The sequence below is a fragment of the Pseudomonas thivervalensis genome (assembly GCF_001269655.1).
Classification (GTDB): domain Bacteria; phylum Pseudomonadota; class Gammaproteobacteria; order Pseudomonadales; family Pseudomonadaceae; genus Aquipseudomonas; species Aquipseudomonas thivervalensis.
Map to the genome: position 1 here is coordinate 379200 of NZ_LHVE01000001.1, position 24067 is coordinate 403266.

Annotated in this window: 21 protein-coding genes and 1 pseudogene; 9 read left to right on the top strand and 13 right to left on the bottom strand. The window is 61.5% G+C overall.

Going from position 1 to position 24067, the window contains the following annotated elements; genetic code table 11:
• Positions 1–8: 8 nt before the first annotated feature.
• The 3 genes from AD659_RS01610 to AD659_RS01620 are packed head-to-tail and all read right to left on the bottom strand — an operon-like array spanning position 9 to position 1763.
• Positions 9–269 carry a phosphopantetheine-binding protein gene (locus AD659_RS01610; protein ID WP_053117745.1) on the bottom strand — a complete coding sequence of 87 codons (261 nt, stop codon included), beginning with the start codon at positions 267–269 and terminating at the stop codon, positions 9–11.
• Positions 250–1059, bottom strand: a complete 810-nt coding sequence (locus tag AD659_RS01615; RefSeq protein ID WP_053117747.1) for a lysophospholipid acyltransferase family protein — start codon at positions 1057–1059, stop codon at positions 250–252. The genes AD659_RS01610 and AD659_RS01615 overlap by 20 nt, the downstream gene beginning before the upstream one ends.
• Entirely contained in the window at positions 1035–1763 is a 729-nt protein-coding gene (locus AD659_RS01620) for a beta-ketoacyl synthase chain length factor (protein ID WP_053117749.1), read from the bottom strand. The genes AD659_RS01615 and AD659_RS01620 overlap by 25 nt, the downstream gene beginning before the upstream one ends.
• Positions 1764–2114: 351 nt before the next feature.
• Here AD659_RS01620 and AD659_RS01625 point away from each other — a divergent pair, with 351 nt between their 5' ends.
• The gene (locus AD659_RS01625; protein ID WP_014336219.1) at positions 2115–2885 is read left to right on the top strand and encodes a ParA family protein; all 771 of its coding nucleotides are present in this window, start codon (positions 2115–2117) and stop codon (positions 2883–2885) included.
• Positions 2886–3009: 124 nt separating this feature from the next.
• Here AD659_RS01625 and trxC read toward each other — a convergent pair whose 3' ends face one another.
• Positions 3010–3432 (bottom strand): thioredoxin TrxC, encoded by a 423-nt coding sequence (gene trxC, locus AD659_RS01630; protein WP_053117751.1) that lies wholly within the window; start codon positions 3430–3432, stop codon positions 3010–3012.
• Positions 3433–3642: 210 nt separating this feature from the next.
• Here trxC and AD659_RS30105 point away from each other — a divergent pair, with 210 nt between their 5' ends.
• Both AD659_RS30105 and AD659_RS01640 read left to right on the top strand, forming a co-directional pair.
• A complete protein-coding gene (locus tag AD659_RS30105; RefSeq protein WP_231987638.1) occupies positions 3643–3951 on the top strand; it encodes a transposase in 309 nt (102 codons plus the stop codon).
• Between the two features lie 26 nt (positions 3952–3977).
• Entirely contained in the window at positions 3978–4784 is an 807-nt protein-coding gene (locus AD659_RS01640; RefSeq protein ID WP_231987738.1) for an IS3 family transposase, read from the top strand.
• A 69-nt stretch (positions 4785–4853) separates the two neighbouring features.
• Here the strand turns inward: AD659_RS01640 and ycaC are convergent, their stop codons facing one another.
• The gene (gene ycaC, locus AD659_RS01645; RefSeq protein WP_030140945.1) at positions 4854–5480 is read right to left on the bottom strand and encodes an isochorismate family cysteine hydrolase YcaC; all 627 of its coding nucleotides are present in this window, start codon (positions 5478–5480) and stop codon (positions 4854–4856) included.
• Positions 5481–5685: 205 nt separating this feature from the next.
• Here ycaC and AD659_RS01650 point away from each other — a divergent pair, with 205 nt between their 5' ends.
• The 4 genes from AD659_RS01650 (at position 5686) to AD659_RS01665 (ending at position 7918) form a co-directional block, all read left to right on the top strand.
• A complete protein-coding gene (locus AD659_RS01650) occupies positions 5686–6591 on the top strand; it encodes a LysR substrate-binding domain-containing protein (RefSeq protein ID WP_197676985.1) in 906 nt (301 codons plus the stop codon).
• Between the two features lie 188 nt (positions 6592–6779).
• Entirely contained in the window at positions 6780–7058 is a 279-nt protein-coding gene (locus AD659_RS01655) for a hypothetical protein (RefSeq protein WP_053117757.1), read from the top strand.
• Positions 7059–7223: 165 nt separating this feature from the next.
• Positions 7224–7520 (top strand): type II toxin-antitoxin system HigB family toxin, encoded by a 297-nt coding sequence (locus AD659_RS01660; RefSeq protein WP_053117759.1) that lies wholly within the window; start codon positions 7224–7226, stop codon positions 7518–7520.
• Complete coding sequence (locus tag AD659_RS01665; RefSeq protein WP_053117761.1) at positions 7517–7918, top strand: helix-turn-helix domain-containing protein; 402 nt, start codon at positions 7517–7519, stop codon at positions 7916–7918. The genes AD659_RS01660 and AD659_RS01665 overlap by 4 nt, the downstream gene beginning before the upstream one ends.
• Positions 7919–7980: 62 nt before the next feature.
• On the opposite strand, the gene AD659_RS28915 is transcribed toward AD659_RS01665, so the two are convergent.
• The 6 genes and pseudogenes from AD659_RS28915 to AD659_RS30420 all read right to left on the bottom strand — a co-directional run.
• Positions 7981–8367 carry a DUF6124 family protein gene (locus AD659_RS28915; RefSeq protein WP_231987636.1) on the bottom strand — a complete coding sequence of 129 codons (387 nt, stop codon included), beginning with the start codon at positions 8365–8367 and terminating at the stop codon, positions 7981–7983.
• On the bottom strand, positions 8355–9818 hold the full coding sequence (gene selO, locus AD659_RS01675) for a protein adenylyltransferase SelO (protein ID WP_053117763.1): 1464 nt from the start codon (positions 9816–9818) through the stop codon (positions 8355–8357). Before selO ends, AD659_RS28915 begins: the two co-directional genes overlap by 13 nt.
• 37 nt (positions 9819–9855) lie before the next feature.
• Positions 9856–13218, bottom strand: coding sequence for a mechanosensitive channel MscK (gene mscK, locus AD659_RS01680; RefSeq protein WP_053117765.1), 3363 nt, complete (start codon positions 13216–13218; stop codon positions 9856–9858).
• Between the two features lie 34 nt (positions 13219–13252).
• On the bottom strand, positions 13253–14995 hold the full coding sequence (locus AD659_RS01685) for a potassium/proton antiporter (RefSeq protein ID WP_024617971.1): 1743 nt from the start codon (positions 14993–14995) through the stop codon (positions 13253–13255).
• A gap of 335 nt (positions 14996–15330) precedes the next feature.
• Positions 15331–16203 (bottom strand): methyl-accepting chemotaxis protein, encoded by an 873-nt coding sequence (locus AD659_RS30415; RefSeq protein ID WP_419242251.1) that lies wholly within the window; start codon positions 16201–16203, stop codon positions 15331–15333.
• A 30-nt stretch (positions 16204–16233) separates the two neighbouring features.
• A pseudogene (locus AD659_RS30420) lies at positions 16234–16956 on the bottom strand (MCP four helix bundle domain-containing protein); the annotation flags it as partial.
• 259 nt (positions 16957–17215) lie between these two features.
• Between AD659_RS30420 and AD659_RS01695 the strand changes: the two are divergent.
• Both AD659_RS01695 and AD659_RS01700 read left to right on the top strand, forming a co-directional pair.
• Positions 17216–17446: a hypothetical protein gene (locus AD659_RS01695; protein ID WP_053117769.1), complete on the top strand. Its 231-nt coding sequence runs from the start codon at positions 17216–17218 to the stop codon at positions 17444–17446.
• Positions 17443–17745 (top strand): cell division protein ZapA, encoded by a 303-nt coding sequence (locus AD659_RS01700; protein ID WP_053117771.1) that lies wholly within the window; start codon positions 17443–17445, stop codon positions 17743–17745. Before AD659_RS01695 ends, AD659_RS01700 begins: the two co-directional genes overlap by 4 nt.
• A gap of 216 nt (positions 17746–17961) precedes the next feature.
• On the opposite strand, the gene AD659_RS01705 is transcribed toward AD659_RS01700, so the two are convergent.
• Together AD659_RS01705 and putA are read right to left on the bottom strand one after the other, a co-directional pair.
• The gene (locus AD659_RS01705; RefSeq protein ID WP_053117773.1) at positions 17962–19764 is read right to left on the bottom strand and encodes an acyl-CoA dehydrogenase; all 1803 of its coding nucleotides are present in this window, start codon (positions 19762–19764) and stop codon (positions 17962–17964) included.
• 179 nt (positions 19765–19943) lie between these two features.
• A complete protein-coding gene (putA, locus tag AD659_RS01710) occupies positions 19944–23897 on the bottom strand; it encodes a trifunctional transcriptional regulator/proline dehydrogenase/L-glutamate gamma-semialdehyde dehydrogenase (RefSeq protein ID WP_053117775.1) in 3954 nt (1317 codons plus the stop codon).
• Positions 23898–24067: the final 170 nt, after the last annotated feature.

The window sequence follows — 24067 nt, forward strand, 5'->3', positions numbered from 1 at the left end:
GTCCGGTCTCAGGCTTCTTGTTTTGCACTGACGAAGGCCGCAAGGCTCGCCACATTGCTGAAATGATTACGGGTGTCCTTGGCGTCGGCGTCGATCTTGATGCCATATTTTTTCTGGATCGCCAGGCCTAACTCCAGGGCATCCACCGAGTCCAGGCCCAGGCCTTCGCCGAACAGGGTCTGGTCGTCGCCGATGTCGTCGATGCCGATGTCTTCCAGGCCGAGGGCGTCGATGATCAGCTGTTTGATGTCACGGTGCAGATCGCTCATCTTCGGCGAGCTCCTTGATGTAATAGTGATGCAAGAAATCGTTGAGCCTGCGCGAAGCCTGGGGTGGCGGGCCGAGCGCGGCGAACGCCTGTGGGTCTATATCGGCCCCGACGTGAAAACTGAAATGCACACGACGCTGGGGGATGCGGTACCAGGGCTCAGCCTTGGTCAGGGTCGTGGGGCTGACCTTGATCGTGACGGGCGTGAGAATTTTCGCACCCCGCAGGGCAATGGCCGCGGCCCCCCGATGAAAGGCCGGCACTTGGCCTGGCTGGGTGCGTGTCCCTTCGGGGAAGACAATCAGCGCCTGGCCATCTTGCAGGGCGTCGCTGGCGGCATCGAGCATGTCCATGCTGCCGTCATTGCTGATGTATTGGGTTGAACGCAGTGGGCCACGGGTAAAGGGGTTGTCCCACAGGCTTCGCTTGACCACGCAGTTGGCGTCGGGCACCAGCCCGATCAGGAACACCACGTCGATCAGCGACGGGTGATTGGCAATGATCATCTGCCCGGGGCGCCCGAGCCGTTCGGCGCCATCGATCTGATAGGTGAGCACCCCGGTGCGGGCCATGAATCGGATAAAGAACCAGAACAGCCGTCCGACGGTGCGGCGCGCCCTTTGTCGGTGGGCCTTGGCGTCCCCGGGCAACCAGGCCAGCAACGGGAACACCAGCAAACGCAGGCACAGCCCGCCCAGCCCGAACAGGGCGAAGCTTGCGGCGGTCGCGACCAGGCGCCAGTAATAGGCGTCGCGATGTTTACCGGTCACCGGTTGCGTTGCCAGGTCCATACACGATTCTTCCAGGCATGTTGGCAGGTGGTTTCGTCGTTCAGCAGGGTACGCAACAGATCCAGGGCATGGGGCCAGTCGCTGCCAGGCCATTGGCCGGCCTGCGCGCAGAGGTCCAGTCGCCAGTCATCGCCCGGGGTCAGCAGCAGGCCCATGGCATAAGGGAACGGCACATCGTCGACCCACGGTGCGTAGACCTGCGGCGGTTGTTCTTCGGTGATCACCAGCAACACCGCCGGCGAGCCTTCGTTCAACAGGGCGGCGGCTTCTAGCACGCCATGTTCCAACCCATCGCCGGTAGCGGCCAGGGCGGTCATTTCGCTGGTTTCGCCGCGCATGATCGACCACAGGCCGATCACCGCGTTGTGCACCGACAGGCTGAACTGGGTTGGCGACAAGGGCTGGTCAGCCGCCAGGTCCTTGAGAATCTCGAAAGTGCGTGGGGTTTCGCCGTGGCGGGAAATAAAGACCAACGGTAGGTCCGGCCGGCCCTCGGCCAATGGCCAGCCGACGCTGAAGGCCATCCGCGCCAGGCGGCTGAGGCGTCGGCGTTGCATGGCGGGCAGGAACGAGACGTCAGGGGCGGCATCGCTGGCCGGCAATACGACCGGCTGTCGGCTCCAGGCCTGCCAGTCGTCCACGCTTTCGAGCCCAGGGGCCCACGCGCGCCATTGGGCGATACTGAAATTGATCACAAAATTCATCCCACCCCTGCGGGCTTTTATTGTCACGGTTCAGTGGTTTGACCCGCGTCCAACCCTGCATGGCCTTGCGACCCAAGTGGCGCGCATTATCCCGGTGCGGTTGGCTTGTAGCAAATACTGGTTACATTTTGCCCAGCAAAATGTACGGGTTGGTCCGCTCGATGTCAGGCCTGGACCATTGTCGCGATCATCGCGAGCTTGTCTGTCGGTTGTTTCTGTCATTGTCCGGGCGAAATTGACGTCTGAATCGTTGGAAAAGCCACTCTTGCTGTAGTCCTTCTACGCAGAAGGTAGCTAAGCGGTGTCGCGGCCTACTACACTCGGGAATCTTTGATACACGGAGGTTTTGACATGCGGCGTGTGGTGTTCAATCAGAAAGGTGGCGTGGGCAAGTCCAGCATCGCCTGCAACCTGGCGGCAGTCAGCGCCAGCGAGGGCTATCGCACGCTGTTGGTGGACCTGGACGCCCAGGCCAACTCCACTCAATACCTGACTGGCCTGACCGGCGATGACATTCCCATGGGCATTGCTGATTTCTTCAAGCAGACCCTGTCCTCCGGGCCTTTCTCGAAAAAGAACAAGGTGGATATCTACGAAACGCCGTTCGACAACCTGCACGTCATCACTGCCACGGCGGAGTTGACGGACCTGCAGCCCAAGCTCGAGGCCAAGCACAAGATCAACAAGCTGCGAAAATTGCTCGAGGAGCTGGAGGAGGATTACGACCGGATTTACCTGGACACCCCGCCAGCGTTGAATTTCTATGCGGTTTCAGCGTTGATCGCCGCCGATCGGGTGCTGATCCCCTTCGACTGCGACAGCTTCTCTCGTCAGGCCCTGTACGGCCTGCTGGCGGAAATCGAAGAGCTCAAGGACGACCATAACGAAGGCCTGGAAGTCGAAGGCATCGTGGTCAACCAGTTCCAGGCCCGCGCCAGCCTGCCGCAGCAGATTCTCGACGAACTGATCGCCGAAGGCCTGCCGGTATTGCCGGTGTACCTGAGCAGTTCGGTACGCATGCGTGAATCCCACCAGGCCAGCCTGCCGCTGATCCACCTCGACCCGCGGCACAAACTGACCCAGCAGTTCATGGAGTTGCATAGCCTGCTGGAAAGCGCCTGATTGACTGGCTTACACAGGTCCACTGTGGGAGCGAGCCTGCTCGCGATAGCGGCCTGCCGGTCGATGCAGTATTGACTGATACACCGCCATCGCGAGCAAGCTCGCTCCCACAAGGGGGCTGGCTTCAAATTCCCTGGCTGCGCAACCAGCTCATCAATTGAGGCAAGGGAAACGCCCCGCTCTGGCGCGCCACCTCCCGGCCATCCCTGAACAGAATCAGGCTCGGAATCGAGCGGATCCCCAACTGCGCCGATAGCTGCTGGTTGGCCTCGCTGTCGAGCTTGGCCAACCGGCATTTGCCCGACAGTTGCGCGGCGGCCTGTTCGAACACGGGCGCGAAGGATTTGCACGGCCCGCACCAATCGGCCCACACATCCACCAGCAACGGCAGGTCGCCCTTGATCTGGCTGGCATAGTCGCCTTGCTTGAGTTCGAACGGTTTGCTCAATAACACCTGGGCCTTGCAGCGCCCGCACTTGGGCTGGTCGCCCAGGCGTTCGGCGGGTATGCGGTTGAGCCCGTTGCAATGGGGGCAGGGGATCAGCATCAGGTCGTCTCCAGAAAATCATTGGTACAGATCGAACACTATATAGAAACCACCGCAAAAACCCCTGTGGGAGCGGGCTTGCTCGCGAAGACGGTGTGTCAGTCGTCATCTAGGTGTCTGACACACCGCATTCGCGAGCAAGCTGATCTGGCCTAATGAATTTGGACACATCAATAGGGCGCTATGATGGCGCCCAAATCTGAGGTGTGCATGATGATGCGAAAATCCTATTCCAGTGAGTTCAAACTCAAAGCTGCAAGCATGGTGCTCGATGAGGATCAGCCGATTCCCGAGATCTGTGCCAGCTTGGATATCGGCCCAACAGCCCTGCGCCGCTGGGTCGAGCAGGTGCGAAAAGAGCGCGCCGGATCGACGCTTGTCGGTACCAAGGCAATCACCGCCGATCAGAAGCAAATCCAGGAACTTAAAGCCCTGCTCAGGCAGAAAGACCGGGATATCGAAATCCTAAAAAAGGCCAGTGCTCTCCTGCTTTTAGACTCCAAAGATCATTCCCTCTGATCAGTGAGCTAGGCGAGCAGTACGGCATTACAGACTGCTGCCGCGTGTTTGAAGTCAACCGCAGCAGCTATTACGCCTGGCGTCAGCGCCAAGGTAAAACCAACCCGGAGCGCGAAGCGCTCAAGGTTGTTCTAATTAAATACCACAAGGCATCAAAAGGCTCGGCAGGTGCACGAACCCTCTCCGAAGACCTGCGGGGCGACGGCCATCAGGTGGGCCGCTATATGGCCCGCGGGTTGATGAAGGAAGCTGGGATCGCTAGCCGTCAGCGCAGACCTCACAAGTACAAGTCATCGGGCGTTGAGTCGCTGGTGGCTGAGAATGAGCTGGACCGTGAGTTTTACGTAGCTGATATCAATAAGGTTTGGTGCGCAGATATCACCTATATCCAGCTGGGCAAGCGCTGGCTCTACTTCTCAGTCGTTCTGGATCTATTTGCGCGACGAGTAGTGGGCTGGTCGTTTTCACTGGTCGCCGACGCGACACTGGCGCGCGAATCACTGCGAATGGCCGTCGAATTGAGAGGGCGACCTAAAGGCGTACTGTTCCATTCTGACCAGGGATGTCAGTACACCAGCCATAAATTCCGGGACGAACTGGTGGCGCACGAGCTTAAGCAGAGCATGAGTCGAAAAGGCCAATGCTGGGATAACGCCCCGATGGAGCGTTTTTTTGGCAGTTTGAAGTCCGAGTGGGTGCCTGAAGAGGGATACAACTCGGAACACGAAGCCCGAGTTGATATAAACCGCTATGTGACGCGCTACAACAATGTCAGGCGCCACAGTTACAACGGTTACCACTCACCTGTAGCAGCGGAAAAGCTGGCTGCGTGAGAACCGAAAAAAATGTCCAAAATTACTGGACCAGTTCAAGCCCGCTCCCACAGGGCTATGCGTTGTCGGTTATTTGCCGTTGGTCAGCGTGTTGTAGCTGGTCATCAGGTTGCGGTAGTCCGGGATGTGGTTGGAGAACAAGGTCGCCAGACCTTCCACGTCGTTGCGCCAGTCGCGGTGCAGTTCACAGGCCAGGCCGAACCAGGTCATCAGTTGCGCACCCGAAGACGACATGCGGTCCCAGGCCGATTGACGGGTCAGTTCGTTGAACGTGCCGGATGCGTCGGTGACCACGAACACCTCGAAACCTTCAGCCAGGGCCGACAGTGCCGGGAAAGCCACGCAGACTTCGGTGACGACGCCGGCGATGATCAGTTGCTTCTTGCCGGTGGCCTTGATCGCCTTGACGAAATCTTCGTTGTCCCAGGCGTTGATCTGGCCAGGGCGAGCGATGTACGGCGCGTCCGGGAACAGCGTTTTGAGCTCGGGCATCAACGGTCCGTTGGGACCGGTTTCGAAGCTGGTGGTGAGGATGGTCGGCAGTTGGAAGTACTTCGCCAGGTCGGCCAGGGCCAGCACGTTGTTCTTGAAACGGTCCGGATCGATGTCGCGTACCAGGGACAGCAGACCGGCTTGGTGATCGACCAGCAGTACGGCGGCGTTATCTTTGTCGAGACGGTTGTAGGAAGTAGTCATGGCGTAGCCCTCATTAAGTTTTGGTTGCCGAAGGTTTCGGCGTGGTTAAGGTTTTTAATGTCGGTGCAGCGATTGATCGGTGACTCATCTGGCCGAAGCGCCGGCTTGAATCCGTGTTGCGTTTCGATGGGTGTAGATTAAAACTGGCACCTTTGAAGCGCTAGACTGCAAAAATCAGCCTTGGCGTTCTATTTGGAGAACGATCATCGAAGACCTCAACACGCTGTACTACTTCACCCAGGTGGTTGAACACCGTGGGTTCGCCGCTGCCGGCCGGGCGCTGGACATGCCTAAATCCAAGCTGAGCCGGCGCATTGCCCTGTTGGAAGAGCGACTCGGGGTGCGACTGCTCCATCGCACCAGCCGCCACTGCACGTTGACCGAGATCGGCCAGGCCTATTACCAGCGCTGCCTGGCGATGCGGGTCGAGGCCGAGAGCGCGGCGGAAGTGATCGAGCGCAACCGTTCCGAACCCCAGGGGCTGGTGCGCATCAGTTGCCCGACGGCGCTGCTCAACAGTTGGGTCGGGCCGATGCTGACCCGCTACATGCTCAAGTACCCACGAGTGGAGTTGTTCATCGAGAGCACCAACCGCCGGGTCGACCTGATTCATGAAGGGTTCGATATCGCCTTGCGGGTACGCTTTCCGCCGCTGGAAAACACCGACATGGTCATGAAGGTGTTGAGTAACAGCACCCAATGCCTGGTGGGCAGCCCGGCGTTCCTGGAGCAATTGTCTTCACCGGCGTCCCCGGCGGACCTCAACGGCTTGCCGAGCGTGCACTGGGGCGCGGCGCAGCGGGAATACCAGTGGGAGTTGTTCGGCCCGGATGGCACCCGCGCATTGATTCGCCATGAGCCACGCATGGTCACCGACGACCTGCTGGCCCTGCGTCATGCCGTGCTGGCAGGTATCGGCATCGCTCACCTGCCTACCGTGGTGGTGCGCGAAGACATCGCGGCTGGCCGGCTGGTGGAACTGGTGCCGGGCTGGACGCCGAAGTGCGGGATCGTCCACGCGATCTTTGCCTCACGCCGCGGTTTGTTGCCGTCGGTGCGGACGCTGATTGATTTTCTGGCCGAGGAGTTCAGCCACAGTGATATGGCGTAGGGCAGGCCATCTTGACTGAAAGTGCTTCTGTGGGAACCAAGCTTTTGTGGGAGCAGGCTTTTAGTCGACCCTCTGGCCAGGGGGTTGCCAAAGTATCCAAGGTTGCCATTCATCAGGTGCGCCGCACTGAAAATGTGTCACGGCCTCAAAAAGACACCAAGTATCTGTTTGCAACCCCAGGAGGTCCCATGAGCCATCCTCAAGACCCAGCCACTCCCCAGGCAGTGGACAACCCCAACGACGACGGCTTCGTCCTCGGCACCGCCGGCCGCGACGAAGACCCCAACGCCGCGCCGTCCTACGCCACCGACCGCCGCCACGACCGGGACGAACTGACCCCTGAAGACGCCCGCGGCATGCCCGGTTATCCCGAGGAAAAACCAGCGGAAAAACCCAAGGAGAAGGGGGTTGAAGAGACAGAGCCGGGGATCGAGACGCCTGAGCAGGGGAACGATAAGGTTGGATGAGCAGGACTCATATCTGCTCACATTTCTTACCGAGACCTAAAGCTTTTGGCGACTAGGCTGGAAACCAGCAAGAACTAACCATTTGTCTAACTGGCGCTATCGCAATTTGCGATGCGCCAGATTTGTGTTTAACTTCCCCATAGCAAAATGCGATAAGGACGTTGCATGCATGTGATCACTGAGAAACGCATTTGGGAGGCCAAGGAGAAATGGCCACATTCAGCGAATGCGTTGGATCAATGGTATCGGCTGATCAAGCGCAATAGCCCGGCTGATTTTGCAGCGATGAAATCCATATTTCCGGCAACTGATAAAGTCGGTCCGCTGCATGTGTTTGACATCGGTGGAAACAAGTTGCGGCTGATTGCGGTGATTCGATACCGAGCGCAGCGTCTGTATATCAAATGCGTGCTTGACCATCGGGAATACGACAGAGGCAAGTGGAAGGAGGAAAAGGGATGAGTGCACTGATCGAACAAGTCGCCGCCCATTGGGAGTTTGTGTCGCCCCTGCTGCGTAAGCCCAGGAGCGAAGAGGATTACGACCGCTTGGTCGCAGCGCTCGATGAATTGTTGGAGTTGGTTGGCGAAGAAGAAGCCCACCCGCTGATGAGCCTGGTGGACATCATCGGTGAATGGGTCGAGGCCTGGGATCATCAACACCGGCCGATGCCCAAGGCCACTGGTGTTGAGGCGCTTCGTTATCTGATGCGCGAACACGGTTTGAGCCAGAGCGATTTGCCGGGCATAGGCGCCCAGTCGGTGGTATCGGAGATATTGAGCGGCAAGCGTCAGCTCAATTTAAGGCAGATCCGCTGGCTGGCGGAGCGCTTCGGCGTATCGGTTGAGACCTTTATTTGATGGCTTGGCGCGGCGCACTAACTGTGGCGAGGGAGCAAGCGCCCTCGCCACAGGGGGATGCGCTATGTCGACTGGCGGGGCTCGACGTTGTCCAGTGCGCGGTTCGCCAATAAGCTGCTCAGTTCGATCAACTGCTGAATGCCCAGGGCGACGTGCCGCCTGGAGCCTTTCAGGTCGAATGCCAGGTCGCTGACCATGGCGTTGGCCGAAGCCAGGTTTTCGCTGAGGTTGGCGAGCAGGGTTTCGGTGTCGACGCCATTGACGACGGTGAACAGATTGCAGGGCTCTTGTGGCGAGGGAGCTTGCTCCCGCTCGGCTGCGAAGCAGTCGTCGCTTTTGAGGTTTTGGGGCTGCTGCGCAGCCCAGCGGGAGCAAGCTCCCTCGCCACAGGGTTCTATGTTTGGCGGGAGGTTGATTCCAGCCAGGGCGCCGCCCATTACGACGAGCAACTGATCTCCAGGTGCTTGCCCCATTCCGGCGGCCGCTCGGCGTAGCTGTCCATGCCCGGTTGTTCCTCGAACGGCTTGCTCAACACGGTGTGCAGCCGGCGGACTTCGTCATAATCGCCGGACTCGGCGGCGTCGATGGCTTTCTGGGCCAGGTAGTTGCGCAGCACGTACAGCGGGTTGACGGCGTGCATGCGGGCCCGGCGCTGGTCTTGATCGACGGGGCCCTCGCGGTTGACGCGGGCGACATAGCGCTCGCCCCAGGCGTCGAAGCCCTTGAGGTCGACGAAGTCGTCGCGCAGGGTGGCGACGGCGTGCTCGGGCGCCTGGTCGCCCAGGCGGCGGAAGAACAGGCTGTAGTCGACGCCGCTGTTCTGCATCAATTGCAGCAGGCGCTCCAGCAACTTCTGGTCATCTTCCTCGGCGCAGGTCAGGCCGAGGCGGCGGCGCATCAGGTCCAGGTAATGGGCCTGATACAGCGGCAAGTACAACCCGAGGGTCTCGCGCAGGGCGTCGACACTGATGAAAGGCGTCAGGGCCTGGGCCAGGGCGCTGAGGTTCCACTGGCCGATGGGCACCTGGTTGCTGAAGGAGTAGCGGCCCTGGTCATCGGAGTGGTTGCAGATGAAGTTGGCGTCGAAGTCGTCGAGGAAGGCGAACGGCCCGAAATCGAAGGTGATGCCCAGGATCGACATGTTGTCGGTGTTCATCACGCCGTGACAGAAGCCGTAGGCCTGCCATTTGGCAATCAGCTCGGCGTTGCGCTCGACGATTTCGCGGTACATCGCCAGGTACGGCTCCGGCTGCTCGCGGCACTCGGCGAAATGCAGGTTCAACACGTGCTCGGCGAGGGCCGCATGCAGCTCGGGCTTCTTGGTGTAGTAGAAGTACTCGAAATGCCCGAAGCGCACATGGCTGGGGGCCAGGCGCAGTACCATGGCGGCGCGCTCCTGTTTTTCCCGCCACACCGGGGTGTCCGAGCCGATCACGCACAAGGCGCGGGTGGTGGGGATGCCCAGGGCGTGCAGGGCTTCGGAGGCGAGGAATTCGCGGATCGAGGAGCGCAGCACCGCGCGCCCGTCGCCCATCCGTGAAAACGGCGTCTGGCCGGCGCCCTTGAGGTGCAGGTCCCAATGCTCGCCGGCCTCGTTGTAGACCTCGCCCAGCAGCAACCCGCGGCCATCGCCCAATTGCGGATTGTAGTGACCGAACTGGTGCCCGGAATACACCATCGCCCGCGGCTCGGTTTCGGCCCAGAGCTTGTGGCCGCCAAAGATCTCGGCAAACAACGCTGTCTCGGCTTGCGCCGGGTCCAGGTCCAGCAACGTCATGGCGGCCGGGCTGGCGACCACCAGCCGTGGATTGTCGATGGGCTCGGGCAGCACGTGGGCCGAGAAACCGTCGCCCAGGCGGGCGAAACGGTTATCGAAGGTCAGCGTTTCCAGCGTTTTCATGGCCTTCTCCGGCGGGTCGCCCGCAGGCAACCCGCAATCAGTCGAGTGTGCCTTGCGGCGGCTCCGGCACCGGCTTGATGCTGGCGACAGCCGACGGCACGGGCGTGATGGTTTTTTTGTCGGGCTCGGCAGGCACCAGTTTGTATTCCTGGCCTTGCAGGTTCTTCAGATAGATTTCCATCTGCCGGAAGGAGATGTTGATGTGCTCCTTCTTGAATTCCCGATTGATGAAGCGGTTGATCTCGTCCAGCACCGGGTTGCGGTCGCCGAGGTCGCGCACATGCATGCGCAGTTCATGGTCCAGGGTGCTTTCACCGAAGTTCAGGAAATACACGATCGGCTCCGGCTCCTTCAGCACGCGCGGGTTGTCGCGAGCGGCCTTGAGCAGCAGTTCGCGCACCCGATCCAGGTCCGAACCGTAGTCCACGCCCAGCTTCAGGGTGACCCGGGTGACGGTGTCGGTCAGCGACCAGTTGATCAGTTGCCCGGTGATGAAGGTCTTGTTCGGGACGATGATGTCCTTGCGGTCGAAGTCGGTAATGGTGGTCGCACGAATACGGATCTTGCTCACCGTGCCCGACAGGTTGCCGATGGTGATGGTGTCGCCGATCCGTACCGGGCGTTCGAACAGGATCATGATCCCGGAAATGAAGTTGGCGAAGATCTCCTGCATGCCGAAGCCCAGGCCCACCGACAACGCCGCGACCAGCCATTGCAGTTTGTCCCAGCTCACGCCCAGGGTGGACAGTGTGGTGACGAAGCCGACGCCGGCGATCACGTAGGACAGCAGCGTGGTGGTGGCATACGCACTGCCCTGGGCCAGGTTCAGCTTCGACAGCACGAACACTTCCAACAGGCCCGGCAGGTTGCGCGCCAGGGCGAACGTGATGCCGATGATGATCAGCGCCCCAAGCATGTCACCGATGCTGATAGGCACCATGCTCATGTTGGCGCCGGTGCCGCTGGTGTATTCGTAGAGGGTGATGTTGTCCAGGTACGAGAACACGCTGATCAGGTCCGACCAGACCCAGTACAACGCGGCCATGAAACCGCCGAGCAGGGCCAGGCGGATCAGGCGCAGGGACTGTTCGTTGACCTTCTCGATGTCCAGGGTCGGCTCCTCGACCACCGCTTCGCCGTCGCCGGCTTCCTTGGCGGCCTGGCGCTTGGCCAGGGCGCGCTGGTAGGCCAGGCGCCGCGCCGCCACCGACAGGCCGCGGACGAAGGTGGCCTCGATCACCAGCCAGAACATCAGCAGGTATAAGGTATTGATCAGTCGATCACTGAGTTTCAGCGCGGTGTAGTAGTAGCCGAAGCACACCGCCACGAACAGGGCGATCGGCAGCGCGGTGAACAGCATCCCGACGGCCTTGCGGAACAGCGAAGTGTTCTTGTGCGTCGGGCTGCTCAGCAGCAGGCGGCTGAGCAGCCACGCCATCAGCGCATAGCAGGTCAGCACCACCGGCATGCCGAGCACGTCATCGGCCAGGGTCGACGGTTGCAACTCGGCCACGGCCACCACGGCCACCAGCGCCAGCACCACCAACCCGAGCCGACGGATCCAGCCCTGGAGGAACTCGACCTGGGGTTTCTCCCAGCGGAAGTGCAACTCGGCCACGCCGCCCGGCGCCAGTACCCGATAGGCGGTGTAGAACACCAGCCAGGCCTGGCCGATCTGCAACAGTGCGGCACCGAGGTTGGTGTTCTGGCCACGGGCATCGATTTGCAAGGCATAGCCGCAGAGGGTCAGCGCCAGGGCCACCGGCATTGCCAGCAGGATGTTGATCAGGATCGCCTGGGGCGTGTGCCACTGGCTGTCGCGCTTGAAGTGACCGACGTCCTGGTGAACCTTGTTCAAGCGGGCGTAGAGATTCTTGCGCCGCCACAGCAGCGCCCCGATCAGCAGCGCCAGGGGCAGGAACAGCAAGGGCCGCTGGGTCAGGCCGTCGGCCAGCTCACTGAGACTCGAAGCCCAGGGCAGCGAGTCGATCTGCTTCTCCAGGCGCGTCGGCACGGCACGCATCCATTCGAAATCCAGCGGCTTGTTGCTGGGGATCCAGAACATCTGCTCTTCGAGGGTCGCCCGCAGGTTCTGGGCGGTGCTGAGCAGTTGCTTCTGGTTGAGCTGCAAGGTGATGGATTCGTTGAGCACCGCGCTCAGTTCTCGGTTCAGGCGTTCCAGCAGGTCGACGCGGGTCAGCGCCAGTTCCAGCAAGGTCTTGCGCAGTTGCGGCGTGGCTTGTTCCGAGGGCTGGGAGGCCAGCAGGTTGTCGACGTAGGCGCTGGGGTTGTTCAGCAGTTCACGCTGTTGGCTGACTTCGAACTGGTACAGGCGGATGTCGGCGATCTGGTCGGCCAGGTTCTGGTCCAGCTTCAGGCGCGGCAGGGTCTGGCGCTGCTTGTAGAGAATCTTGGAGAGCAACAGACTGCCCTTGAGCACGCTGATCTGCTCGTCCAGGGCGGCGTCGGTCTGGGTCACGCTGTCCAGCAGTTGCTTGGTCTGCAGGTTCTGCTGGGTGACTTCGTTGAGGCGGTCGGTGCTTTTGAGCAGGTAGTCGGAGAGCTTCAGGTTGGCCGCGCTTTCGGTCGCCAGCAAGCTGCTGCCGCCGGCCTTCTGGGCTTCGATGGATTGCTGGGTCACCGTCTCCTGGGATTGGGCCAGGCGTTTCTGGTTGATCAGGTTCTGCAGGTCCTGGATTTCCTGCTCCATGCGGGCGATCTTTTCCATCAGCAGATCGTGCTGGCCGTTACCCAGGTCCTGCAATTGGCTGTTGCCAGCCAGTTCCTGGCGGCGCAGGGGAATCAGCGCATTGAGGGCCGCCAACTCGGCGTTGAGCTGGTCGCGCTGCTCGGCGCTCAGGGTCTTGCCTGCATCCCGACCGGCCTTGAGGATGGTATTGATCTGCTGGATACGGGTCTGGCTGCTGGAAATTTCCGCCTGGGCGCGCTCGGGACGGGTCTGGGCGGTGATGATCAGGCTGTTGGCATCGGCCAGGGCTTTTTGCAGATCGCTCTGCTGGGTGGAGCGATCCGTGAGCATTTGCTCGAGCTGGGGAATCGGCAGGTTGGCGTAGCGTTGGGCCACCGGCACCACCGTGGTGCCCTTGAGTCGCGCCAGCTCGCGCTGGTTCTCGATGTTCTGCTTGGGCGCAGTGGCCAGTTGCTGCTTGAGCGCCTGCAGCTTCTGTTCGTAATCAGCCTTGTTGTTGAGCTGGGTCAGCGTGTTCTGCAAGACGGCCTGCAGGGCCTTCTGGTCGGCTTCCGGCAGTTTGCGGTCGGCGATCTTGTCCAGGCTGGCCTGCACCGAGGTGCTGGCGGGAAGGTCTGCGGCTTGCAATGAGCAGACGGAGAGACTCAGGCCCAGCAGGGCGATGGCGAAAAAGGAGCGCAGGGTAGGCATAGAGACCGGTCAAGCAAGTGAGAGTGGGAGCAGTTTAGAGGAACAAGCCGGGACCCGGGCGACTTCCTTCGGGGAATCTGACGCCCACTTTGCCGATCTTGTTCCCGTCCATGGCCGCGACGGTCCACAGGGTGTTGTTCCAATCCACCTGGTCACCGACCACCGGCGCACCGCCGACTTTCTGGGCAATGAAACGCCCCAGGGACATGTCCGGATCGATGCCGTCCAGCTTCAACCCGTACAGCGCGGCAACCGCGGCCAGCTGGGCGTCTCCTTCGAGTACGAAGTCGCCGAAGAAGCGCAAATCCAGGCCCCGTTGCGGCGCCTGGCTGAACAGTTTTCCAAGGGCCGGCAAATCGTGTTCATGGCCGATAACACACAGCAAATCATCGACTTCCAACACCGTACTACCCGACGGATGGAGCAGTTGCTGGCCCCGAAACAGGGCGGCGATGCGGGTGCCATCGGGCATTTTCAGGTCCCGCAGGGGTGAGCCGATGCACCATTTTTCCTTGCCCAGGCGATAGATGAACAACTCCCACTCGCTGGTGACATGCACTTCCAGGGCGGCCCGGGAAATCGGCAGCGGCTCGGGCGGGACGGTGACATGCAGCAACTTGGCGACCCACGGCAAGCTCGTGCCCTGCACCAGCAGCGAGACCAGCACGATAAAGAACGCCAGGTTGAAATAGAGCTGGGCATGGGGCAGGCCGGCCATCAGCGGGAACACCGCCAGGATGATCGGCACCGCGCCGCGCAGGCCGACCCAGGAAATGAAGGCTTTTTCGCGACCGTGGAACGCCTTGAACGGCAACAGGCCGACCATGACCGACAGTGGGCGGGCAAACAGGATCATCCACAACGCCAGCCCCAGGGCCGGCAGGGCGATCGGCAACAGGTCGTGGGGCGTGACCAGCAGGCCCAGTACCAGGAACATGCCGATCTGCGCCAGCCAGGCCATGCCGTCGAGCATGTGCAGGATGCCGTGGCGGCTGCGCACCGGACGGTTGCCCAGCACCAGGCCGCACAGGTACACCGCCAGGAAGCCACTGCCGTGCAGGGCGTTGGTCAGGGCGAATACGGCCAGGCCGCCGCTGATGACCAGGATTGGATAGAGGCCGTTGGCCAGGTTGATGCGATTGACCAGTTGCAGCATCAGCCAGCCACCGCCCAGGCCGATCACCGCGCCGATGCCGAACTCACGCACCAGGTGCCCCAGCAGGCTCCAATGCAGGCCGGTTTCGCCACTGGCGAGCATGCCGATCAGGGTCACGGTGAGGAACACCGCCATGGGGTCGTTACTGCCGGACTCGATCTCCAGCGTCGCGCTGACCCGCTCGTTCAGGCCTTTGCCGCCCAGCAGCGAGAACACCGCCGCGGCGTCGGTGGAGCCGACGATGGCACCGATCAGCAGGCCTTGGATCAGGTTCAGGTTGAACAGCCACGCCGCCGCCAGGCCGGTCAGCCCGGTGGTGATCAACACCCCGACCGTGGCCAGCGACAACGCCGGCCACAACGCCACGCGAAAGCTCGATACCCGCGTGCGCAAGCCGCCGTCCAGCAGGATCACGGCCAAGGCGAGGTTGCCGACCAGGTAGGCCGTGGCGTAGTTGTCGAAAAGAATACCGGCGCCGTCGACACCGGCCACCATGCCCACGGCCAGGATGATCACCAGGATCGGGATGCCCAGGCGGGACGAAAGAGAACTCACCAGGATGCTCGCACCTACCAGCAACGCGCCGATCAAGAACAGGCTGTTGATGGTCGTTGCAGTCAAAGGCGTTACTCCGGGAATACTGAAGGGCGAGCACAGACTGACCATGCAGTCTGCGTGCCAGCGATTCTAACCTGTTGAAATGTGATACTGTCAAAAAAGGTTTGGGATTGGGGTTTGGGCGTAGCCCTTGTGGCGAGGGAGCTTGCTCCCGCTCGGCCCTGTAGGAGCTGTCGAGTGCAACGAGGCTGCGATCTTTCCACCGCCAATTGAGTCCCGAGCGAAAGATCAAGATCAAAAGATCGCAGGCTTCGCCAGCTCCTACAGAGCCCAGCGGGACTCCCTCGCCACAACAGCATTGATCGCTCACGGACTGTGAGCGATCAATAGGTTTGCGGTTAAAGGCTGAACCGCCCAACCATGCTGTTCAGGTCCACGGCCAGGCGCGACAGTTCGGCGCTGGCGGCGCTGGTCTGGTTGGCGCCGGTGGCCGATTGCACCGACAGGTCGCGGATGTTCACCAGGTTGCGGTCCACTTCACGGGCCACCTGGGCCTGTTCCTCGGCGGCGCTGGCGATCACCAGGTTGCGTTCGTTGATCTCGACGATGGCGCTGTTGATCGTGTCCAGGGACATGCCGGCACCGCGGGCGATGTTCAGGGTCGACTCGGCGCGTTCGGTGCTGTTGCGCATCGAATCCACGGCTTGCTCGGTGCCGCTCTGGATGCTGCCGATCATGCGCTCGATCTCGCTGGTCGACTGCTGGGTGCGATGGGCCAGGGCGCGGACTTCGTCGGCTACTACCGCGAAGCCACGACCGGCTTCACCGGCACGGGCGGCTTCGATGGCGGCGTTCAAGGCCAGCAGGTTGGTCTGGTCGGCCAGGCCGCGGATCACGTCCAGTACCTTGCCGATATCGCGGGATTCATTGGCCAGGTTGCCGATCAGCGTGGCGGTGCTTTGTACGTCGGCACTCATGCGTTCGATGGCGCCGACGGTTTCCTGCACCAGGTCGCGGCCGTCGCCAGCGGACGTGGTGGCGTGTTTCGACGCCTCCGAGGTGCTGACGGCGTTGCGCGCGACTTCTTCCACGGCGCTGGTCATTTCGTTGACCGCCGTGGCGGCCTGCTCGATTTCGTTGTTCTGCTGGGTCAGGCCACGGGCGCTTTCGTCGGTGACGCTGTTGAGTTCTTCAGCGGCGGAGGCCAGTTGCGTGGCGGAACCGGAGATCCGCTGCAAGGTGTCGCGCAGTTTGTCCTGCATGGTCGACATTGCCCGCAGCAGACGGCCGGCTTCGTCGCTGCCATCCACTGTAATCGGCCGGGTCAGGTTGCCCTTGGCGATTTCTTCGGCGGCCTCCAGCGCGTTGGCAATCGGCTTGGTGATGCTGTTGGTCAGCAGCCAGGCGAACAGCAGGGTCAGGCCGGTGGCGATGACCAGAAGCGTGACCACCCAGTTGAAGGCCGTCGAATACTGTTGCGCCGCGCCTTTATTGAAAGCCTCGGCTTGCTGGTTGTTGATGTCCGTCAAACGAGCGAGCACGGCGTTGATGGCGTCGGAATTGCTCATCAGCTCGGTGTTGAGCAGCGCCTGCAGTTCAGTGACCTGATTGTTGCGCGACAGGGTTTTCATCCGCTCTTCGAGTTGGCGGTACTGATTGAGCAATTGCACATATTGGTCATACGCGGCCCGTTCTTCCGGAGCGCTGATGAGCTTTTCATAGGCCGTCTGTGCGGCTCGGACCTGCTGATTGCGTTGATCGAGCAGATCCAGGGTTTTTTGCTGGGTATCCGCTTCGCGGTTGGTCAGCAGGCGATAGGACAACACCCGCAGACGCAGAGTGAGTTGGGTGAACTCGTTCAGGGCCTTGATACTGGGCACGCTGTTCTGGGCGATGTTGTCGCCAGACACGCGAATCTTGCTCATCTGGCTCAGGGCAAACACCCCAAGGGCCAGCATCAGGGCGCCGATCAGGGCAAACCCCAGGAACGCCCGCGGCGCGATGTTCATATTACGTAGGGACATGGAAGTTACCGTGAAGAAGCGCGTCCGTGCGGGGCTGTGACTGGTTTCACTGAATTATCGGTCTTGCGACTGAAGTCTTGAGTGCCGTGCGTGCTTTTGTCGCAGTGCCGCACTCGTTGTGCGACGAAGGGTAGGAACCAGATTCCTGAATCGCAGTCTCTACAGCTCGCGAGCGAAGCACCGCCACCTGTGTAAAGCGTGGCATCGGCGGTGACTTTTCTTTATCGTACGCGCCCCTTGGAAAAGCCTGGAAATCAATATGTTGGAAACATCCCTCAGCCAACTGGAGCAACTGGTCAACGACCTGGTGCAACAGAACCTGCACCTCACCGGCCTGAACGAAACCCTGAGCGCGGAACTTGCCAGGGCCAAGGATGAAAACGAAAGCCTGCAACTGAGCCTGATGGAACAGGAAGAACTGCACGGCGCCACCGCCGCCCGCATCCAGGCCCTGATCGAGCGCGCCAGCGCCGGTCCTGTCAGCGCATGAAGCACGGCGCCGATGGGGTGACGGTCATCTCGATCCTGGGAGAAGACTATTCAATCAAAGCGCCGGCCGGGCAGGAACAGGTCCTGTTGGACGCCGCTTCGATGCTCAAGGCCGCACTGGCCGACACGAAAAGGAAATACCCGACGCTGATCGGTGATCGCCTGCTGGTATTGGCGGCCATGAACCTGTGTTCGCAACAGATGGAAATGCAGAAGCAGCATCAAGCGGAACTCGACCGTTACCAAGAGCAAGTCAGCGCCACGGTCGAAGTGATTGCCAAGACGATCCAGCAGGCTTGACCTCTATTAGATCTGATATTGGTGGCGATCCAGTTGTGGGAGCGAGCCTGCTCGCGAAGCGGTGTGTCAGTTGTAACTGATTTGCCTGGTCCATTGCTTTCGCGAGCAGGCTCGCTCCCACAGTAGATATCGGTGAACACAAAATCTGTATTCACGCCTGCCCCTGTGGGAGCGAGCTTGCTCGCGATTGGCTCTCAGCCACACCAAAAGACCCGATCAGAACCACTCATCCCGCATCCCCAGGCACGTATCATCGCGCGCCTCGAGAATCGCCAGTTCATGGTGACACCCCGGCACTTCCCAGGTCAGGAAGTAGCGCGCCGCTTGCAGCTTGCCTTTATAGAAATCGCTGTCCGCGGCATTCCCTTTGGCCAGGCCTTCCTCTGCACGAATGGCCTGTTCCAGCCAGCGCCAGCCGATCACCATGTGCCCGAACACCTTCAGGTACAGCGCCGAGTTGGCGAGGCTGCTGTTGACCTTGCCCTGGGCCAGGTCCGTCAGCAAACCGAGGGTGACGGTTTGCAGGCGCGCCACCAACGCCTCCAGCGGCTGGCGCAACGGCGTCAGTGATGGGTGCGCCTGGGCCCGTTCGGTGGTGTCGGCCACCAGGCGGATCAACTGCTTGAGCCCGGCCCCGCCGTTCTGCGCCAGCTTGCGCCCCAGCAAGTCCAGGGACTGGATACCGTGGGTGCCTTCATGGATCGGGTTCAAGCGGTTGTCGCGGTAATACTGCTCCACCGGATATTCGCGGGTGTAGCCGTGGCCGCCGAGAATCTGGATCGCCAGCTCGTTGGCTTTCAGGCAGAACTCCGAGGGCCAGGATTTGACGATGGGGGTCAGCAGGTCCAGCAACTCATGGGCGCGCCGACGCTCGGCCTCGCTTTCGAGGGTGGTGGTGTCGTCGAAGAGCCGGGCGGCGTACAGGCCCAGGTCAAACGAACCCTCGACGTAGGCCTTTTGGGTCAGCAGCATGCGCCGCACGTCGGCGTGCTGGATGATCGCCACGGGGGCGGTGGTCGGGTCCTTGCTGTCGGGTACCCGGCCCTGCGGGCGTTCGCGGGCGTACTCGAGGGAATACAGGTAGCCGGCGTAACCCAGCATCACCGCCCCCATGCCGACGCCAATCCGCGCCTCGTTCATCATCTGGAACATGTAGCTCAGGCCGTGGTGCGGTTTGCCGACGAGGTAACCGACACATTCGCCGTTGTCGCCGAAGTTCAGCGCGGTAGAGGTGGTGCCGCGCCAGCCCATCTTGTGAAACAGCCCGGCCAGTAGCACGTCGTTACGCGGGCCAAGGCTGCCATCATCGTTGACCAGGAACTTGGGCACGATAAACAGCGAAATGCCTTTCACGCCCGGCGGGGCGTCCGGCAATTTCGCCAGGACCATGTGCACGATGTTTTCCGACAGCGGATGATCGCCGCCGGAGATGAAAATCTTGTTGCCCTTGAGTCGATAGCTGCCGTCGGACGCCGGCTCTGCGCGTGTACGAATATCTGACAACGAAGAACCCGCATGGGGCTCGGTCAGGGCCATGGTGCCGAAGAAACGGCCGTCGATCATCGGTTGCAGAAAGCGCTGCTTCTGCTCGTCGCTGCCAAAACTTTCGATCAGGTTCGCCGCACCCATGGTCAGGAACGGGTAAGAAGTCGACGCGGCATTGGCCGACTGGAAATGGGCGAAACAGGCCTGGGACAACAACGTCGGCAGCTGCATGCCACCGGCTTCGAAGCTGCGTGCAGCGTTAAGGAAACCTGCTTCGAGGAAGGCATCCACCGCTGGTTTCACCTCGGGAATCAGGATCGCCTCGCCGTTCTCGTAGCGTGGTTCGTTTTCATCGTTCTTGCGGTTGTGGGGCGCGAAAAATTTCTCGGCGATGCTGCGGGCCGTGCCGAGGGCTGCGTCGAAGGTTTCGCGATTATGCTCGGCAAACCGCTCGCGCTGAGTCAGGCCCTCGGCATCGAGGACTTCATACAGCTCGAAAGCCAGATTGCGGGAACTGAGCAACGTCTCGGACATGGCGGCCTACCTTTTTTTGGAATGGGCCGAGTCTAGGCGTGGGAATGGAGGCTGAACAGGATGATTGATTTGGGTGATGGAGGAGCGAGGGTGACGCTAATCAAAAATGTGGGAGCGAGCTTGCTCCCACAGGGTCGGTGGGCTGAGCATCTGTTGCAGATGCTCAGCTAACGTTTCGCTTAGCCGATCGTCATCAGGCTGGCGTTACCACCCGCCGCGGCGGTGTTGACGCTCAAGGCGCGCTCGATCACCAGGCGCTCCAGCGCCACCCCGGTTTCGCCTTGGGACAAACCATGGACCCCGACGATGGCGCCGGCGCGCTTGGCCACTTGCTGGCAAACGCCGCGCAGTTGGTCCGAATCGCCATGGTGCAGGACTGCGTCGAACAGCACATCGTCCTTGGTCCAGTCGGCCACGCGCTGGATGCGTGCCTGAATGTCCTTCGGCAAGCGTGTGAACACGGCCTTGCTGGTGTCGGTTTCCGGCCACACGGCCGAGCCACCCACGGCCAGTACGGCCGCCAGTTGCGTCAGCAGGTCGCCTTCCACGTCGGCCAGGCACAGCACATGCTCACGCGGCAGGATGGCGTAGCTGTTGCGTTCGCCGGTCGGGCCGGTGAGCTGGCGGGTGATACCGCTTTGCGACTGGGCGGCGAACTGCACGCACAGGGCGCTCAGTTCGGCGAGCTTCTGGCTGTCGGCCCAGGCTTGCAGCGCCGCCAGCGGTCTGCCCATGGCGTCGCGCAGGCGCAGGTCCGGTGCAGTCAGGGCATCGCCACGAACGAAGGATTGTTGGATCGCATCGGTAGGACGTGTCGACAACAGGCGGTACAGGTACAGCGGACCACCCGCCTTGGGGCCGGTGCCCGACAGGCCTTCGCCACCAAACGGCTGCACACCGACCACGGCACCGACAATGTTGCGGTTCACGTAGACGTTGCCCGCATGCACATTGTCGATGACCTTGGCGATGGTCTCGTCGATGCGCGTGTGCACGCCCAAAGTCAGGCCGTAGCCGGAAGCGTTGATCTGGTTGATCAACTGATCCAGTTCCTTGCGCTTGTAGCGCACCACGTGCAGCACCGGGCCAAAGATTTCGCGCTGCAGTTCATCGAAGCTTTCCAGCTCGATCAAGGTTGGCATCACAAAGGTGCCGCGCTTGCATTCGTCACTGTCGGCGATTGCCATCTGGTACACGCTGCGACCTTTGTCGCGCATGGCCTGGATGTGTTTCTCGATGCCGGCCTTGGCTTCGGCGTCGATCACCGGGCCGATGTCCACGGACAGGCGCTCAGGATTGCCGAGGCGCGATTCGGCCATGGCACCCTTGAGCATTTCGATGACGCGGTCGGCGGAATCTTCCTGCAGGCACAGGACCCGCAGGGCCGAGCAACGCTGGCCAGCACTGTCGAAGGCCGACGACACCACATCGATGACCACTTGTTCGGTCAGCGCCGAGGAGTCGACGATCATGGCGTTCTGGCCGCCGGTCTCGGCGATCAGCGGGATCGGACGGCCCTGGTTGTCCAGGCGACCGGCGATGTTGCGTTGCAGCAGGCGGGCGACTTCGGTGGATCCGGTGAACATCACGCCTTTGACCCGCTCGTCACCCACCAGGCGGGCGCCGACGGTTTCGCCGCGACCCGGCAGCAGTTGCAGGACGCCTTCCGGAATACCGGCTTCGAGCATCAGGCGCACCGCCTGGGCTGCCACCAACGGCGTCTGCTCGGCGGGCTTGGCCAGTACCGGGTTGCCGGCGGCCAGTGCGGCGGCGACCTGGCCGCTGAAAATCGCCAGCGGGAAGTTCCACGGGCTGATGCAGACCACCGGGCCCAGTGGGCGGTGGGCGTCGTTGGTGAAATCGTTGCGCGCCTGCACTGCGTAGTAGCGCAGGAAATCCACGGCTTCACGCACTTCGGCGATGGCGTTGGCGAAGGTCTTGCCGGCTTCGCGGGCCAGCAGGCCCATCAACGGCTGGATCTCGCCTTCCATCAGGTCGGCGGCGCGCTCGAGGATCGCGGCGCGCTCGGCCGGTGGCGTGGCCTGCCAGATCGGTGCGGCGTTGAGGGCGCATTGGATAGCGTTGTCGACGTCGGCGACCGTGGCCTCCTGCACATGGCCGACCACGTCGCGGTGATCGGACGGGTTCAGCACCGCTGCCGGGGTTTCTTCGCTGGCGGCGCAACCGAGCATCGGTACGGCTTTCCAGTCGTTATGGGCGGTCGCCAGCAGGGCGCAGGACAGCGACGCGAGGCGATGTTCGTTGGCCAGGTCGATGCCGCTGGAGTTGGCGCGGTCGCTGCCGTACAGGTCGCGCGGCAATGGGATGCGCGGGTGCGGCAGGCCGAAACCGCCTTCCAGGGTTGCCATCTGCTCGATGCTGGCCACTGGATCGGCGACCAGTTCCTGGATGGAAATCGATTGGTCGGCGATGCGGTTGACGAACGAAGTGTTCGCGCCGTTTTCCAGCAAGCGGCGTACGAGGTAGGCCAGCAGTGTTTCATGGGTGCCGACCGGGGCGTACACACGGCACGGACGGTTCAGCTTGCCTTCGGAAACCTTGCCGACAACCTGTTCGTACAGCGGTTCACCCATGCCGTGCAGGCACTGGAATTCGTACTGGCCCGGGTAATAGTTCTGACCGGCGATGTGATAAATAGCCGACAGGGTATGGGCGTTGTGCGTGGCGAATTGCGGGTAGATGACTTCCGGCACCGACAGCAGCTTGCGGGCGCAAGCGATGTAGGAAACGTCGGTGTACACCTTGCGGGTGTAGACCGGATAACCTTCCAGGCCTTCGACCTGGGCGCGCTTGATCTCGCTGTCCCAGTACGCGCCTTTTACCAGGCGAATCATCAGGCGGTGGCGGCTGCGACGGGCGAGGTCGATGACGTAGTCGATCACATACGGGCAACGCTTCTGGTACGCCTGGATCACGAAACCGATGCCGTTCCAGCCGGTCAGTTGCGGCTCGAAGCACAGGCGCTCCAGCAGGTCCAGGGACAGTTCGAGGCGGTCGGCTTCCTCGGCATCGATGTTCAGGCCGATGTCGTACTGCTTGGCCAGCAGGGTCAGCGACAGCAGGCGCGGGTACAGCTCTTCCATGACGCGCTCGTACTGGGCGCGGCTGTAGCGCGGGTGCAGGGCCGAGAGCTTGATGGAAATGCCCGGGCCTTCATAAATCCCACGGCCATGGGACGCTTTGCCGATCGAGTGAATGGCTTGTTCATACGAGGCCAGGTACTTCTGGGCGTCATGTTCGGTGAGTGCGGCTTCACCCAGCATGTCGTAGGAATAACGGAAACCCTTGGCTTCGAACTTGCTGGCGTTGGCCAGGGCTTCGGCAATGGTTTCGCCGGTGACGAACTGTTCGCCCATCAGGCGCATGGCCATGTCGACGCCCTTGCGGATCATCGGCTCGCCGCTCTTGCCGATGATGCGGCTCAGGGAAGAGGTCAGGCCTGCTTCGTTATGAGTGGCGACCAGCTTGCCGGTCAGCAGCAGGCCCCAGGTGGCGGCGTTGACGAACAGCGATGGGCTGTTGCCCAGGTGGGGCTGCCAGTTGCCGGTGCTGATCTTGTCGCGGATCAGCGCGTCACGGGTGCCTTTGTCCGGGATGCGCAGCAGCGCCTCGGCCAGGCACATCAGCGCCACGCCTTCCTGGGACGACAGGGAAAATTCCTGCAACAGGCCCTGAACGATACCGGCGCGGCCGCCGGCACTTTTCTGGTTGCGCAGTTTTTCAGCAATCGAAGCGGCCAGCTTGTTGGTGGCTTCGGCCATTTGCGCCGGCAGGCGGGCCTGCTCGATCAGCATCGGCACCACTTCCGGCTCAGGGCGACGGTAAGCGGCAGTAATAGAAGCGCGCAGGACTGATTGCGGCAGGATGCTCTCGGCAAATTCGAGGAAACATTGGTGAGCGTGGTCGACCTGCACGTCGCCAGCATCATCGCTGTCGGCACGAGGGGAACCGTTCAGCTCGGTCAGGGTTGCACCACCCTCGAGTTTTTCCAGGTAATTGAAAATTGCCTGCTTGATCAGCCAGTGTGGCGTGCGATCAATCGAGGTTGCGGCCGCCTTCAGGCGTTCGCGGGTCGGGTCGTCGAGTTTGACCCCAAGGGTGGTGGTAGCCATATTTTTATCCTCATGTTTACCACGTATGGCGTGGCATCAGCTGGCCGCAAGATTAGCTGTGCGCTGATTGAGGTGCAACCGGGTGCAACCCTTTTTTTCTTGAAACGACCGACAGCTCATCCGGAAGCCAGCGCGGCCCCGCCAATCCTGCACCGCCTTAGTGCTTTGAC

What these genes read in the sequence shown, in the direction of transcription:
- ycaC (WP_030140945.1), bottom strand. Translation starts at nt 5,480, where the DNA reads ATGACTACTTCCTACAACCGTCTCGACAAAGATAACGCCGCCGTACTG.
- AD659_RS01700 (WP_053117771.1), top strand. Translation starts at nt 17,443, where the DNA reads ATGAAGCACGGCGCCGATGGGGTGACGGTCATCTCGATCCTGGGAGAA.
- AD659_RS01615 (WP_053117747.1), bottom strand. Translation starts at nt 1,059, where the DNA reads ATGGACCTGGCAACGCAACCGGTGACCGGTAAACATCGCGACGCCTAT.
- trxC (WP_053117751.1), bottom strand. Translation starts at nt 3,432, where the DNA reads ATGCTGATCCCCTGCCCCCATTGCAACGGGCTCAACCGCATACCCGCC.
- AD659_RS30105 (WP_231987638.1), top strand. Translation starts at nt 3,643, where the DNA reads ATGATGATGCGAAAATCCTATTCCAGTGAGTTCAAACTCAAAGCTGCA.
- AD659_RS01660 (WP_053117759.1), top strand. Translation starts at nt 7,224, where the DNA reads ATGCATGTGATCACTGAGAAACGCATTTGGGAGGCCAAGGAGAAATGG.
- AD659_RS01625 (WP_014336219.1), top strand. Translation starts at nt 2,115, where the DNA reads ATGCGGCGTGTGGTGTTCAATCAGAAAGGTGGCGTGGGCAAGTCCAGC.
- AD659_RS01610 (WP_053117745.1), bottom strand. Translation starts at nt 269, where the DNA reads ATGAGCGATCTGCACCGTGACATCAAACAGCTGATCATCGACGCCCTC.
- selO (WP_053117763.1), bottom strand. Translation starts at nt 9,818, where the DNA reads ATGAAAACGCTGGAAACGCTGACCTTCGATAACCGTTTCGCCCGCCTG.
- AD659_RS30415 (WP_419242251.1), bottom strand. Translation starts at nt 16,203, where the DNA reads ATGTCGACCATGCAGGACAAACTGCGCGACACCTTGCAGCGGATCTCC.
- AD659_RS01620 (WP_053117749.1), bottom strand. Translation starts at nt 1,763, where the DNA reads ATGAATTTTGTGATCAATTTCAGTATCGCCCAATGGCGCGCGTGGGCC.
- AD659_RS01705 (WP_053117773.1), bottom strand. Translation starts at nt 19,764, where the DNA reads ATGTCCGAGACGTTGCTCAGTTCCCGCAATCTGGCTTTCGAGCTGTAT.
- AD659_RS01695 (WP_053117769.1), top strand. Translation starts at nt 17,216, where the DNA reads ATGTTGGAAACATCCCTCAGCCAACTGGAGCAACTGGTCAACGACCTG.
- AD659_RS01655 (WP_053117757.1), top strand. Translation starts at nt 6,780, where the DNA reads ATGAGCCATCCTCAAGACCCAGCCACTCCCCAGGCAGTGGACAACCCC.
- AD659_RS01665 (WP_053117761.1), top strand. Translation starts at nt 7,517, where the DNA reads ATGAGTGCACTGATCGAACAAGTCGCCGCCCATTGGGAGTTTGTGTCG.
- mscK (WP_053117765.1), bottom strand. Translation starts at nt 13,218, where the DNA reads ATGCCTACCCTGCGCTCCTTTTTCGCCATCGCCCTGCTGGGCCTGAGT.
- putA (WP_053117775.1), bottom strand. Translation starts at nt 23,897, where the DNA reads ATGGCTACCACCACCCTTGGGGTCAAACTCGACGACCCGACCCGCGAA.